Genomic DNA, 13327 nt, shown 5'->3' with positions numbered 1-13327 from the left:
TGATTGGGGTCGGCATGGACTTCGGTGTGGTGCTGCAGACGGACCCGCCCGCGTCGGCGGTCGTGGACCTGATGGTCTCGGCTGAGCAGCAAGGTTTCACGTACGGGTGGACATTTGACTCGGTCGTGTTGTGGCAGGAACCGTTCGTCATCTACTCGCAGATCCTCGCGTCGACGGAACGCCTGGTCGTCGGGCCGATGGTGACGAACCCGTCCACACGCGACTGGTCGGTGACCGCGTCACTCTTCGCAACGTTGAACGACATGTACGGCAACCGAACGGTGTGCGGCATCGGCCGCGGTGACTCCGCGCGACGGGTCATCGGGCAGAAGCCCGCGTCGTTGTCGGTGCTGCGTGATTCCATCCACGCGATCCGCGATCTCGCGGAAGGACGGGAGGTCTCACTTCATGGCGCACCGGTGCGGATTCCGTGGGTACGCGACGGGCGGCTGGAGGTCTGGATGGCCGCGTACGGCCCGAAGGCGCTCCAACTGGTCGGCGAGCACGCGGACGGTTTCATCCTGCAGACGGCCGATCCCGCGATCACGAAGTGGACGATCGACGCCGTTCGCGCCGCGGCCAGGGCCGCCGGGCGCGATCCGGGCGACATCACGATGTGTGTCGCGGCGCCCGCGTACGTCGGCGAGGACGTGGCGCACCAGCGCGACCAGCTGCGGTGGTTCGGCGGCATGGTGGGCAACCACGTGGCGGACCTGGTGGCCCGGTACGGCGAGTCGGGGCCGGTGCCCCATGAGCTGACCGACTACATCAAGGGCCGCGAGGGCTACGACTACGCGCACCACGGCAAGGCGGGCAACCCGTCGACGGACTTCGTCCCCGACGGGATCGTCGACCGCTTCTGTCTCGTGGGGCCCGCGTCGGCACACGTGGACCGGCTGACCGAGCTGGCGGAGCTGGGCGTCGACCAGTTCGCGCTGTACCTCATGCACGACCAGAAGGAGCAGACCCTGGCCGCGTACGGATCGGACATCATCCCGAAACTGACGGTGTGACAGGTCACAACACGGCCGGTCAGCACCACCATCGACGGATGCGCCAGGGTGACGAAGCTGCTGCGAAGCAGTTCCGGGTCCTGCCACTATCGTATCCGCGATCAGCCATCCTTTCGGGACCACGGTCAGTCGTGAGCCGCGCACTATGTATTTGTATGCTGCGCCACAAGAGACCACATGGGATGGGAAGCGTGACGACCAGCGATACGCCAGACGGCGAGGCCCCGCGGGCGATCGAGCTCGACCTCATGGTCGAGCTCGACTCCGAGGGACGCAGCGTGGGGGTCGAGAGGGAGACGCCGAACGACGAGGTCATCGAAGAGCCTTTCGACCCCGAGGAGATCGATGTCGCGACGCGCACGCCGACCATCGACCTGCTGCTATCCCGGCTTAGGCGTGGCGGCCTCGACCTCCAGCCGGACTTCCAGCGCCTGGCAGGCATATGGAAGCCACAAGCCCAGAGCCGTTTGATCGAGTCGATGTTGCTTCGCATCCCCCTTCCAACCTTCTATGCATCCGAGGTGGCGGACGAACAGTGGGTGGTGGTGGACGGAATCCAGCGGCTCACGGCCATCGCACGGTTTATTTCACCCGAGAGCATCCCGGCGGAAGCCCCTCTTACGCTGACCGGCCTGGAGTACCTGCGCCAGTACGACGGCAAGAGGTTCGACCAGTTACCCGGCCGACTACAAACCCGCCTCCTCGAAACCGAGGTCGTTCTGCATCTCATTCGATCCGGCACTCCCGAGCAGGTGATGTTCAACATCTTCGCCCGGATCAACACTGGAGGACGTCCACTGACTCGGCAGGAACTCCGTCATGCGCTACTTCCCGGACCCGCGCGCGATCTCCTGCGAAGACTGGCAGAGTCCAACGCGTACCGAGGGGCGACCCTCGGTACGGTGTCGCCCGCCCGCATGGACGACCGGGAAATGGTCCTCCGATTCCTGGCGTTCAGAATGACGAGTCCCTCGACCTACCGCCGCCAGGACTTCGACGAATTTCTGCGCGAAGCCATGCACAACATCAACCAGCTCGACGATGGACACATCGACCGCCTTGAGGTCGATTTCATCCGGGCAATGCACTGGGCGCAGCGAATTTTCGGTGAGCATGCTTTCAGGAAGTACCACTACGGCCAAACACGACGTTCACCGATAAACAAGGCGCTATTTGAAGCCATCTCCGTCAATCTTGCTCAACTGGACAACCATGCTTTGAGGACGTTGTCGACGCGTCGCGAACTGATTCTGAACGAGATATCCACACTCCTTGACCATGTACCGTTCGACCGGGCGATCTCAGTGGGCACGGGTGACGTTGCCAAGGTACACATGCGGTTCGCAGAAATCGAGAATATGCTAACCAGGTGTAGCCAATGATCGAGCAGCTACACGTAACCAACTTCAAGGCGTTTGCGTCAGCGAAAATTGCACTAGCCCCGTACACGCTGCTGTCCGGCTTGAACTCCACCGGAAAGAGCACGGTCCTCCAAGCGATAGCTCTTCTTCGGCAGTCACAGGAGGCTCTCACCGAGCACGACGGCGGCCTGCTTCTCAATGGCGACCTTGTCGAACTGGGCACCGGCCAAGATGTCCTACACGAGAATTACGTGTCAGAGCACGCAGAGCCCACCATCTCCATTTCTGTTCGTACGGATTCGGATTCGTATTCCTGGTCCGCCAGGTATGAACGTGAAGCCGACCTTCTTAAACTAATCTCCAGTGCCGACCTTGGTAACCTTTCCTCGATATTTGGCACCGGCTTCCAGTACCTGCGAGCGGACCGGATCACACCGGCCGTCACGTACCCGCGGTCCCACGACATCGCAATCCGGCGCGGCTTCCTCGGCGCACGGGGCGAACACACAATCAACTACCTCCGCCACTTCCAGGACGAACCAGTCAAGGATCGCCGACTTCAGCATCCGCACGCCAGGTCGAGGCGACTGCTCGACCAGGCGGAAGCCTGGATGCAGGACATCTGCCCCGGCGTGAACCTGCAAGCCGACGCAGTGGAGTCCACCGACCTCGTGCGCCTGAGCTTCCGTTTCGGGACTGCTGGTCTGTCGTCGAGCAACCGTTACCGACCTACGAACGTCGGCTTCGGCCTGACCTACGTCCTCCCAGTGATCGTCGCTTGCCTGACCGCACGCCCGGGCGGCCTGATCCTTCTCGAGAACCCTGAAGCACACCTGCACCCTCGCGGCCAGACAGCCATGGCAGCATTGACCTGCGCCGCCACAGCCGCAGGCGCGCAGGTCATCGTCGAAACCCACAGCGACCACGTCCTCAACGGAGCGCGCCTCTCCGTCAAACGGGGCCTGATCCACTCAAACGACATCCTGTTGCACTTTTTTCGCCGTGGAGACAACGGCGCGACCGAGATCGTGTCTCCGGACGTCGGCCCCGACGGAATGGTCTCAGAATGGCCGGAGGGGTTCTTCGACGAATGGGACAGGCAACTGGACCAGCTTCTTGACTGAACCGCATATCGAGAGGATCGTTCGTTGTCAGTTCTGCTCTTCCTGAACGAGCTGTCGTGTGCGACCAACACGCCAGCACGCGAAGTCGGGCAAGCGATGACCGAATTCGTGGAGGTGGTGCGGAAGATACGACGAATCCGGCAAGACATAGCCCTGGTTACACACGTTAGGTTCAATTCGATCCAGTTGGCTGATGACTTCTACATAAGCCAGTGGATCTCGGCAGAACCAGCAAACCGCGATCGTTGGCGCTTCATCAGGGCGATCGAGAACCGGGCGCCGTTCCGGTCTGTCACGCCGGACGGTTCCGGCTATTTGGAGTACCGACACGACGACCGCCCTGCCGAAGGGCTCGGTGGGGCACACCTGCTCGACTCTGTCGCACTCAGCCTTCCTGTAGCCGAACCATGGAACCACGCCTCGATCGTGATCACCCGGTCGACATTGACCGAAGATGATTCCGGTGACCTGGCAGTGGTCGACGATGAGGTTTTCGTACGCCACATCGCAACTGCGGAACATGCGGACCAACACCATGGCTGGCTTCAGCACGAGGGGCAACACAAGCTCCGTTCTTGCCGCGCCATCTGGGAGAACAGGGGTGAATTTTTCCCCCATCTGACCTTCCTGCCGCGCGTCAAAGCCGACTTCGATGCATGCGGTCAGGACTGGGTGCACCCCATCGCCAAACTGCTTTCCAGCATGGAGCGCGCAGTGGCCAATTGGTCGCCCAACAATGCCGCCTCACCGGAATGGCAAACGAAAGTCACCGGCGAGTCCATGAGCCGCCAGGAGCTGTGTCGTTTCACGGACATCGACGGGATGCCACGAGTGTTCGGACTCCACGGCCGATTCACGCCAGGTCCTGGCCGCATCTACTTTCGGCTGGTCCCTGAGAATGGCACGGCGAGAATCGCTTACATCGGACGAAAGCTAGGGGCGTGACGCCATAGTCGCGCTGTCACCCCGCGAGAGGCGCAGTACCAGCAGCCCGCCGATCCCCGGCACCAACGCCAGCACCTTCGCCGCCCCGGACGCGGCCGGGTCGCGCAGTGTCGCGACCACGACCACCAGGTAGGCCATCCCGTGTACCGGCCCACCGAGCGAGGTGATCACCGGCAGGTGGACGGTCACCAGGTTCGCCAGCAGCACCACCAGCGACACGCACTCCACCACCGCGGCCATGCAGAACATCGCGTTCACACCCCCGTCGTGGAGCCGGGCCGGACGATCATCAGGACCGTGACCGTCGTCCACAGCAGGTTGAAGATCCCGGTGTGCATGGCGAGCCGCCCGCTCGGTGCCGACTCGGCGAGGAGGCGCTCCTGGCCGGGCAGCATCAGGAACACCAGCACCGCGGCCGCCGCGGCGGTCAGGCCGATCGACGTGATCAGCCACGCGTCGCCGAGCACCCCCAGGGCGCTCGCGGTGGCCAGCCCGAACAGCGGGACGGCGATGCCGATCCGGGCATAGACCCGGCAGATCCGGTGCAGCAGCGCGAGGTGCTCGGCCCTTCCACGCCGGAGGGCCGGGGGGAACATGCTGGCCGCGACGGCGACGGGGCCGACGGCCAGGATCGCCGCGATGACATGCAGAGACAACAGGACCTTGGTCACGACGCGACGCTAACCACGACACGACCACCCGGAAATCGGCAAGAATGACAACCACCAACGGATTCTCGCCACCGCCTCCGAGGAGTCCCATGCACACCGTGGCCGTGCTCGCGCTGGCCGACGTGATCACCTTCGACCTGGCCACGCCGGTGCAGGCGTTCAGCTTCGCCAGGCTGCACGACGACCACCCCGCCTACCGGGTCCTGGTCTGCGGCGCGGGCCCGGTCAGGACCGACGTGTTCACCATCCAGCCGGAGTGGGGCCTCGACGCGCTGGCCGGTGCCGACACGATCGTCGTGCCGGGGCGGATGGAGCCGGACGCGCCGGTCCCGGCCGAGGTCGCCGCCGCGCTGCGGACCGCGGCGGCCAAGGGCACCCGCATCGCGTCGATCTGTGTCGGCGCGTTCGTCCTCGCCGCCGTCGGCCTGCTCGACGGGCTGCGTGCCACCACGCACTGGCTCGGCGCGGCGGAGCTGGCGAAGCGGTACCCGCGGATCGACGTCGACCCGAACGTCCTCTACGTCGACAACGGCCAGATCCTGACCTCCGCCGGTGCGGCCGCCGGGCTGGACCTGTGCCTGCACATGATCCGCCGCGACCACGGGTCCGCCGTCGCCGCCGACGCGGCGCGCCGATCGGTCATGCCGCTCGAACGGGAGGGCGGGCAGGCACAGTTCATCGTCCACGACCAGCCGCCGGCACCGAGGGGCGCCGCGCTGGAACCACTGCTGACCTGGCTGGAGGCCAACGCGGACGAGGACCTGACGCTCGCCGGCATCGCCGCGCGCGCCGGCATGAGCACCCGCACCCTCAACCGCCGCTTCCGTGAACAGACCGGCACGACGCCGCTGCAATGGCTGCACCGGGCACGCGTCCGGCGGGCCCAGTACCTGCTGGAACACACCACCCACCCGGTCGACCGGATCGCGGGCGAGGTCGGCTTCGGCTCCCCGACCGCGTTCCGCGAACGGTTCCGGCGCGTCGTCGGCACCAGCCCGCACGCCTACCGCGCTGCCTTCGCAACGAACGGCTGACAATCGGGCCGAGCACGCAACGAAGCGGCGCTGGACGCAACAGTCTGCGGATGAAACACCCGGAAACCGGCCTTAACCTGTTCACATGTCGATGACTGCTGCCGATCTCATCGCGCTCGACGAACAGTGGAGCACGCACAACTACCACCCGTTGCCTGTGGTGATCGCCGAGGCGGAGGGCGCGTGGGTCACCGACGTGCACGGCAAGAGATACCTGGACTTCCTCGCCGGCTACTCGGCGCTGAACTTCGGTCACCGCCATCCCGACCTGGTGGCCGCGGCGGTCGAGCAGCTCGGCCGGGTCACGCTGACCAGCCGTGCCTTCCACCACGACCAGCTCGGCCCGTTCTGCCAGGAGCTGGCGGAGCTGACCGGCACCGAGATGGTGCTGCCGATGAACTCCGGCGCCGAGGCGGTCGAGTCGGCGCTCAAGATCGCGCGCAAGTGGGCCTACCAGGTCAAGGGTGTGCCCGACGGCGCGGCGGAGATCGTCGTCGCCGGGTCGAACTTCCACGGCCGCACCACCACGATCGTCTCCTTCTCCACCGACGACACCGCCCGTAACGACTTCGGGCCGTTCACGCCGGGCTTCGTGGTCGTCAAGTACGGCGACGCACAGGCACTCGAGGCGGTGCTCACCCCGCACACGGCCGCGGTGCTGATCGAGCCGGTGCAGGGCGAGGCCGGGGTGCTGACCCCGCCGGCCGGCTACCTGCGTGAGGTGCGCCAGCTGTGCACCGACAACAACGTGCTGTTCATCGCCGACGAGATCCAGGCAGGTCTTGGCCGGACCGGGACGCTGTTCGCGTGCGAGCACGAGGGCGTGACCGCGGACCTGTACACGCTGGGCAAGGCCCTCGGCGGCGGGATCATGCCGGTGTCGGCGGTGGTCGGCAGGCGCGACGTGCTCGGCGTCCTGCGGCCGGGTGAGCACGGCTCGACGTTCGGCGGCAACCCGCTCGCCTGCGCGGTCGGCCGGGCGGTGCTCCGGCTGCTGCGCGACGGCGACTTCCTGTCCAGGTCGGTGACGCTGGGCGCCCACCTGCACACCCGGCTCGCCGAGCTGATCGGCCACGGTGTCGCCGACGTGCGGGGCCGCGGCCTGTGGGCGGGTGTCGAGATCGCGCCGGGCGGCCGCACCGCCCGCGAGGCGAGCGAGGAGCTGATGGCCCGCGGTGTCCTGTGCAAGGAAACGCACGACACGACGCTGCGGATCGCGCCGCCGCTGATGATCTCGCAGGCGGACCTGGACCGCGGCATCGACACGATCGCGGCGGTACTGACCCGCTGACCGCACGGCACCCCCGACTGCCCTGAAAGACGCTTTCGAGACGCCCGACGTCCCGAAAGCGTCTTTCAGGGCAGCGGTCTACCGGTTTACAGCGGCCGTGACGCGGGGCTATTCTGCAAGAACTTTCAGCAGTTTGCGCAAAGTCTCCCGGCGAGCGGGCGAGCAGCGGTGAACCGCTCGCTCGCCGGGTCCATGACCGGCTCAACGAGGAGACCAGAATGGAACGACGACGTGCCGGGGGCCCGGGGGTCGCTCCCCGGAGATCACTGTTGCGCACGGCCGCTCTGTCGGCCGTGGCTGTCCTGTGCGCGACCGGGCTCGTCACCACCTCGGCCAACACGGCGGCGGCGGACACCGGAGTCCCCAACGGGGACGTCATCGCGAACCTGTGGTCCTGGAACTGGCGTTCCGTGGCCAGGGAGTGCACCGACCACCTCGACCCCGCCGGGTACGGCGCGGTGTGGGTCGCCCCGCCAGCCGAGTCGCTCAAGCACCCGAGCGGCGTGTGGTGGGACGTCTACCAGCCCTACTCCTACAAGCTGAACAGCCGGTTCGGCACCCGGGCCGAGTTCGCGTCGATGATCGGCACCTGCCACGCGGCGGGCATCAAGGTGTACACCGACGCGGTGGTCAACCACACCGCCGCGCAGACCGGCACCGGCTACGACGGCACGGTGCTCGGCGACAAGTACGACCCGCCGATGTACGACCGGGGCGAGTACAACGTCGACGTCTGCGACCGCGACATCGCGAACTGGTCCGATCTGTGGGAGGTCCAGCACTGCGAACTGCTCGACCTGCCGGACCTCGACACGAGTGACCCCGGGGTGCGCGGCAAGCTCGCCGGTTACCTCAACTCCCAGCTGGCACTGGGCGTCGACGGTTTCCGCGTCGACGCCGCGAAGCACATCCCCGCCGCGCAACTGGCGGATGTGGTGGCAAGGCTGAACAACACGACCTCCGGTGCGCGCCCGTACGTGTTCCACGAGGTGTTCCCCGGCCAGCCGCCGTCGCCCGGTGACTACTACGGCAGCGGCGACGTGCTCGACTTCACCTACGGCGACAAGCTGAAGTCCGCGTTCCGGGGCGACATCACGTCGCTGTCGTCGTTCGGGCAGGGACTGTTGCCCGCGGCCAACTCGGTGTCGTTCGTGACCAACCACGACACCGAGCGCGACGGGCGGCACCTCACGTACAAGGACGGCGCGACCGCGGTGCTCGCGAACGTGTTCCAGCTGGCGTACAAGCACACGACACCGACGGTGTACGCGGGCTTCGAGTACTCGGACCCGCAGGGCGCGCCGCCGAACTCGGGCGGGTTCGTCACGGACACCAACTGTGGCAACGGCTGGTACTGCCTCAACCGCGACCGGGCGGTGACCGGCATGGTGGCGTTCCACAACGCGGTCGGTGCCGCGGCGGTGGCGAACTGGCAGTCGCCGAGGTCGAACGTGATCGGTTTCAGCCGCGGCTCGGCCGGTTTCGTGGCGATCAACAACAGCGGCGGCGCGTACACGGGTTCGTTCGCCACGGGCATGCCCGACGGCTCGTACTGCAACGTGATCACGGCGTGTGCGAACCAGGTGACGGTGTCCGGCGGCCGGGCGACGGTGCCGGTACCCGCGAAGTCGGCGGTCGCGTTCCACATCGGCGGCGGCACGCAGAACCCGGGTCAGGTCAGCGCTTCGTACACGGTGCAGGCCGAGACCGCCTTCGGGCAGAACGTGTTCGTCGTGGGCAACGTCCCGGAGCTGGGTTCGTGGAACCCGGCGAACGCGGTGCCGCTGACGACGAACTCGTCGACGTACCCGCGCTGGGACGGCGCCGGGGTGCTCCCCGCGAACACGAACATCGAGTACAAGTTCGTGATCAGGCAGGACGGGCAGCCCGTGCTCTGGGAGACGGGAGCGAACCGGACCATGCGCACCGGTTCGAGCGGCACGGTGACGGTGGACGGCGGCTGGTTCCGCCGCTGAGGTGAGCCCCCGCTCGCCCGGCCCATTCACAGCACAACCAGTGCCGTGAATGGGCCGTTCAGGGCGCCCGACGCCCTGAACGCGCCTTTCACGGCACCAAAGCCAGGGCACCCCCGATGGTGGTGTAAGCCCACTCGAAAGGGGCTCCTGCCATCCCGTCGGCCTGGCAACGCCCGATCACGCCGCGTACCCGACCCGACCGGCACCGACCACCATCTAACGTGATCTGGCCGCCGTCGAACCGCGTACCACCAGTTCCGGCATGAACACGAACTCCGCGTGCGGGGCGGGGGTGCCGCCGATCTCCTCGAGCAGCGCGTTGACCGCGGCCTGCCCCATCGCCTCCACCGGCTGCCGCAGCGTGGTCAGGGGCGGGTCGGCGAACACGATCAGTGGCGAGTCGTCGAACCCCACCACCGACACGTCCGACGGCACCGAGAGGCCGCGCTGCCGTGCGGCGCGGATCGCGCCGAACGCCATCAGGTCGCTGCCGCACACGATCGCCGTGCACTCCTTGTCCAGCAACGCCGACGCGGCCGCCTGCCCGCCCTCCACAGTGAACAGCGAGTGCTGCACGAACTCCTCGGCCTGCTCCGCGGTGTAGGGCAGCGCGGTCCGCATGTGCTGTACGAACCCCTCGATCTTCCGCAGCACCGGCACGAACCGCCTCGGCCCGATCGCCAGGCCGATCCGCTCGTGGCCAAGCTCCGCGAGGTGCGACACCGCCAGCCGCATCGCGGCGCGGTCGTCGGTGGACACGAAGGGCGCGGACACCTTCTCCGTGTACCCGTTGATCATCACGAACGGCACGCCGCGGCCCGCGAGCTTCACGTACCGGTCCATGTCCGCGGTCGAGTCGGCGTGCAGGCCCGACACGAAGATGATCCCCGTGACGCCGCGTTCGACGAGCAGCTCGGTCAGCTGGTCCTCCGTCGACCCGCCGGGGGTCTGCGTGCACAGCACCGGCGTGTAGCCGCGTGATGTCAGCACCTGCTCGATCACCTGTGCGAGCGCCGGGAAGATCGGGTTCGACAGCTCCGGGGTGATCAGCCCGATGAGGCCCGCGCTGCTGCGTTCCCGCAGCCGGGGCGGGCGTTCGTAGCCGAGGACGTCCATGGCGGCGACCACGGCCTGCCGCGTCGCCGCCGACACGCCCGCCTTGCCGTTCATCACCCGGCTGACCGTCGCCTCACTGACACCCGCCTGCGTCGCTATGTCACTGAGACGGGCGGTCACACCTGACGACTCTAGGCGAGCCACCTCATTCCTCCCACCACAACACGGTGTCCGGGGGCAGCACGACCTCGCCGTCGAGCCCGTAGTACGACGACGCGAGCAGCACCGGGCCGGGGTCGGGCAGCCGCACCACCGACTGGCTCAGGTTCGCGAGGCAGTGGAAGGAGCCGCGGCGGAAGTGCAGCACGTCCACGGGCGCGGCCACCCACTCGAACGACCCGAACGCCAGCCTGCCGCGCAACCGCAGGGCCGCTCGGTACAGCGAGAGCATCGACTCCGGCGAGGTCTGCTGCTCGGCGACGGCGAGCTTGGCCCACGACTCCGGCTGCGGCAGCCACGCCGGGCCGGGACCGAAGCCGAGCGAGGGGCCGGTGCTGGTCCACGGGATCGGCACCCGGCAGCCGTCGCGGCCGCGGTCGGTGTGCCCCGAACGCTCCCACACCGGGTCCTGGAGCACCTCGTCCGGCAGGTCCAGCACCTCCGGCAGCCCCAGCTCCTCGCCCTGGTAGACGTACGCGGACCCGGGCAGCGCCAGCATCAGCAGTGCCGCAGCCCGCGCCCTTCTGCGACCGGTCTCGCCGCCGCCGTAGCGGGTCACGTGCCGCACCACGTCGTGGTTCGACAGCACCCACGTCGCGGGTGTCCCGGTCGCGAGCGACGCGTCGATGACCGCGCGCAGCGGCTCCGCCGCCCAGTCGGTCTTGAGGAAGTGGAAGTTGAACGCCTGGTGCAGCTCGTCAGGGCGCAGGTAGCGGGCGGTCCGCTCGGGGCTCGGCGCCCACGCCTCGGCCACCGCCATCCGGTCGCCGTCGTAGGAATCGAGCACCCGGCGCCACTCGCGGTAGATGTCGTGCACGCCGTCCTGGTCGAAGTACGGCAGCGGCGCCGAGCCGAGCAGCGCGCTCTGGCCGGGCCGGCCCACGTCGGGCAGCCCCTCGGCCTTCACCATCCCGTGGGCCACGTCGACGCGGAACCCGTCGACGCCGAGGTCCAGCCAGAACCGCAGGATGTCGAGGAACTCCGCGCGCACCTCCTGGTTGTCCCAGTTCAGGTCCGGCTGCTCTGGCGCGAACAGGTGCAGGTACCAGTCGCCGTCCTCCGTGCGGGTCCACGCCGGGCCGCCGAAGACCGACTCCCAGTCGTTGGGCGGCGCGTCCCCCTTCCCCTGCCGGAAGACGTACCGGTCCTTCATGCCCTGCTGGAACCACTCGTGCCGGTCGCTGGTGTGGTTGGGGACGATGTCGACGATGACCCGCAGCCCGAGCGCGTGCGCGTCGGCGACCAGGCCCTTCGCGTCGTCGAGGGTGCCGAACAGCGGGTCGACCCCGCGGTAGTCGGCGACGTCGTAGCCGCCGTCGGCCATCGGCGAGGCGTAGAACGGGGTCAGCCACACCGCGTCGACGCCGAGGTCGGCAAGGTAGGGCAGCCGTGAGCGCACGCCCGGCAGGTCACCGACGCCGTCGCCGTCCGCGTCGGCGAAGCTGCGGACGTACACCTGGTAGATGACGGCGTCTCGCCACCACTCCTGATTCATGAGTGACATGTAAAACCTTGCAGGGGCTTTCAGCAAGCCCAAGCCATTGCCATGCCCCGATGGGCTACCTAGCATTCATCGTCGAAGCGGTTCGACACGGAGCGAAGCTTGCGGAGCGACCGATGGGCACAGCCAAGATCGAGGACGTCGCCAGGCACGCTGGGGTCGCCCCCAGCACGGTGTCGTACGTGCTGTCCGGCAAGCGGTCCATCACCCAGGAGACCCGCAGGCGGGTGCTCGCCAGCATCAGGGCGCTGGGCTACCAGCCGCACGCCGGGGCCAGGGCACTCGCGTCCAACCGCAGCAACGTGGTCGCGCTGGTGGTGCCGCTGCGCACCGGCATCCACGTGCCGGTGATCATGCAGTTCGCGACCTCGGTCGTCATCGCGGCCCGCGAGCACGACCACGACGTCCTGCTCCTGACCCAGAACGAGGGCGAGGCCGGGCTGCGGCGCGTGGCGGGCACGTCGATGGTCGACGCGATCATCGTCATGGACGTCGAGCTGCACGACCCCAGGATCCCGGTGCTGAAGGACCTGGGCCGGCCGGCCGTGCTGATCGGCTTCCCCGCCGACACCGACGGCCTGACCTGCATCGACCTCGACTTCACCGCGGCGGGCGCGGCGTGTGTCGATCACCTCGCGGAGCTGGGCCACCGCAGGGTCGCGCTGGTCGGGTCGCCACCCGAGGTCTACGAACGGGAGACCGGGTTCGCCTCCCGCACCACGGCCGGGTTCACCGAGGCCGCGGCACGGCACGGTGTCGCCGCCAGCGTGCACGCGTGCGAGGCCACGCAGGCCGGTGCCCAGAAGGTGGCCGCGGAACTGCTGGCCGAGCATCCCGATCTCACCGCCGTCGTCGTCCACAACGAACCCGTCGTCGCACCGCTGCTCGCCGCGTTCCGCGAGGCCGGCCGGTCGGTGCCCGACGACCTGTCGGTGGTGGCGATCTGCCCCGACGAGCTCGCCGAGTACACCATGCCCGCGCTGACCTCCGTGGCCATCCCGGCCGAGGAGGTCGGGCGGCAGGCGGTCGGGCTGCTGATGGCGAAGCTGACCAGCCGTCAGGTGCCCGACGCGACACTGCTCCCCCCGCGACTGACCGTCCGAGCCAGCACCAGCGTCCCCAGGTAGCCACTCCCA

Annotated in this window: 12 protein-coding genes; 8 read left to right on the top strand and 4 right to left on the bottom strand. The window is 67.8% G+C overall.

Going from position 1 to position 13327, the window contains the following annotated elements; all coding sequences use genetic code 11:
• Positions 1-14 precede the first annotated feature (14 nt).
• The 4 genes from ACFPCV_RS16270 (at position 15) to ACFPCV_RS16255 (ending at position 4443) form a co-directional block, all read left to right on the top strand.
• Entirely contained in the window at positions 15-1013 is a 999-nt protein-coding gene (locus ACFPCV_RS16270; RefSeq protein ID WP_378057013.1) for a TIGR03842 family LLM class F420-dependent oxidoreductase, read from the top strand.
• A 191-nt stretch (positions 1014-1204) separates the two neighbouring features.
• Positions 1205-2395: a GmrSD restriction endonuclease domain-containing protein gene (locus tag ACFPCV_RS16265; RefSeq protein ID WP_378057012.1), complete on the top strand. Its 1191-nt coding sequence runs from the start codon at positions 1205-1207 to the stop codon at positions 2393-2395.
• Positions 2392-3498 (top strand): DUF3696 domain-containing protein, encoded by a 1107-nt coding sequence (locus ACFPCV_RS16260; protein WP_378057011.1) that lies wholly within the window; start codon positions 2392-2394, stop codon positions 3496-3498. The genes ACFPCV_RS16265 and ACFPCV_RS16260 overlap by 4 nt, the downstream gene beginning before the upstream one ends.
• Before the next feature lie 24 nt (positions 3499-3522).
• Complete coding sequence (locus ACFPCV_RS16255; protein WP_378057010.1) at positions 3523-4443, top strand: hypothetical protein; 921 nt, start codon at positions 3523-3525, stop codon at positions 4441-4443.
• Here the strand turns inward: ACFPCV_RS16255 and ACFPCV_RS16250 are convergent.
• Together ACFPCV_RS16250 and ACFPCV_RS16245 are read right to left on the bottom strand one after the other, a co-directional pair.
• The gene (locus tag ACFPCV_RS16250) at positions 4432-4692 is read right to left on the bottom strand and encodes a hypothetical protein (RefSeq protein ID WP_378057454.1); all 261 of its coding nucleotides are present in this window, start codon (positions 4690-4692) and stop codon (positions 4432-4434) included. The two genes, ACFPCV_RS16255 and ACFPCV_RS16250, sit on opposite strands and share 12 nt — an antisense overlap.
• 5 nt (positions 4693-4697) lie before the next feature.
• Positions 4698-5114: a hypothetical protein gene (locus ACFPCV_RS16245; protein WP_378057009.1), complete on the bottom strand. Its 417-nt coding sequence runs from the start codon at positions 5112-5114 to the stop codon at positions 4698-4700.
• A gap of 89 nt (positions 5115-5203) precedes the next feature.
• Between ACFPCV_RS16245 and ACFPCV_RS16240 the strand changes: the two genes are divergently transcribed.
• From ACFPCV_RS16240 to ACFPCV_RS16230, 3 genes are all read left to right on the top strand, one after another.
• The gene (locus ACFPCV_RS16240; protein WP_378057008.1) at positions 5204-6148 is read left to right on the top strand and encodes a GlxA family transcriptional regulator; all 945 of its coding nucleotides are present in this window, start codon (positions 5204-5206) and stop codon (positions 6146-6148) included.
• 91 nt (positions 6149-6239) lie between these two features.
• Positions 6240-7439: an ornithine--oxo-acid transaminase gene (gene rocD / locus ACFPCV_RS16235; protein ID WP_378057453.1), complete on the top strand. Its 1200-nt coding sequence runs from the start codon at positions 6240-6242 to the stop codon at positions 7437-7439.
• Positions 7440-7708: 269 nt separating this feature from the next.
• Positions 7709-9415: a carbohydrate-binding module family 20 domain-containing protein gene (locus ACFPCV_RS16230; RefSeq protein ID WP_378057007.1), complete on the top strand. Its 1707-nt coding sequence runs from the start codon at positions 7709-7711 to the stop codon at positions 9413-9415.
• 216 nt (positions 9416-9631) lie between these two features.
• Here ACFPCV_RS16230 and ACFPCV_RS16225 read toward each other — a convergent pair whose 3' ends face one another.
• Complete coding sequence (locus ACFPCV_RS16225) at positions 9632-10651, bottom strand: LacI family DNA-binding transcriptional regulator (protein WP_378057006.1); 1020 nt, start codon at positions 10649-10651, stop codon at positions 9632-9634.
• Positions 10652-10676: 25 nt separating this feature from the next.
• Positions 10677-12185, bottom strand: coding sequence for a glycoside hydrolase family 13 protein (locus tag ACFPCV_RS16220; RefSeq protein ID WP_378057452.1), 1509 nt, complete (start codon positions 12183-12185; stop codon positions 10677-10679).
• A gap of 122 nt (positions 12186-12307) precedes the next feature.
• Between ACFPCV_RS16220 and ACFPCV_RS16215 the strand changes: the two genes are divergently transcribed.
• Positions 12308-13318 (top strand): LacI family DNA-binding transcriptional regulator, encoded by a 1011-nt coding sequence (locus tag ACFPCV_RS16215; RefSeq protein ID WP_378057005.1) that lies wholly within the window; start codon positions 12308-12310, stop codon positions 13316-13318.
• The last annotated feature ends 9 nt before the right edge of the window (positions 13319-13327 follow it).

It is taken from the genome of Actinophytocola glycyrrhizae (genome assembly GCF_042653545.1).
Classification (GTDB): domain Bacteria; phylum Actinomycetota; class Actinomycetes; order Mycobacteriales; family Pseudonocardiaceae; genus Actinophytocola; species Actinophytocola glycyrrhizae.
The sequence above is the reverse complement of the archived record's forward strand: the minus strand, read 5'-3'. Positions and strand labels throughout refer to the sequence as shown.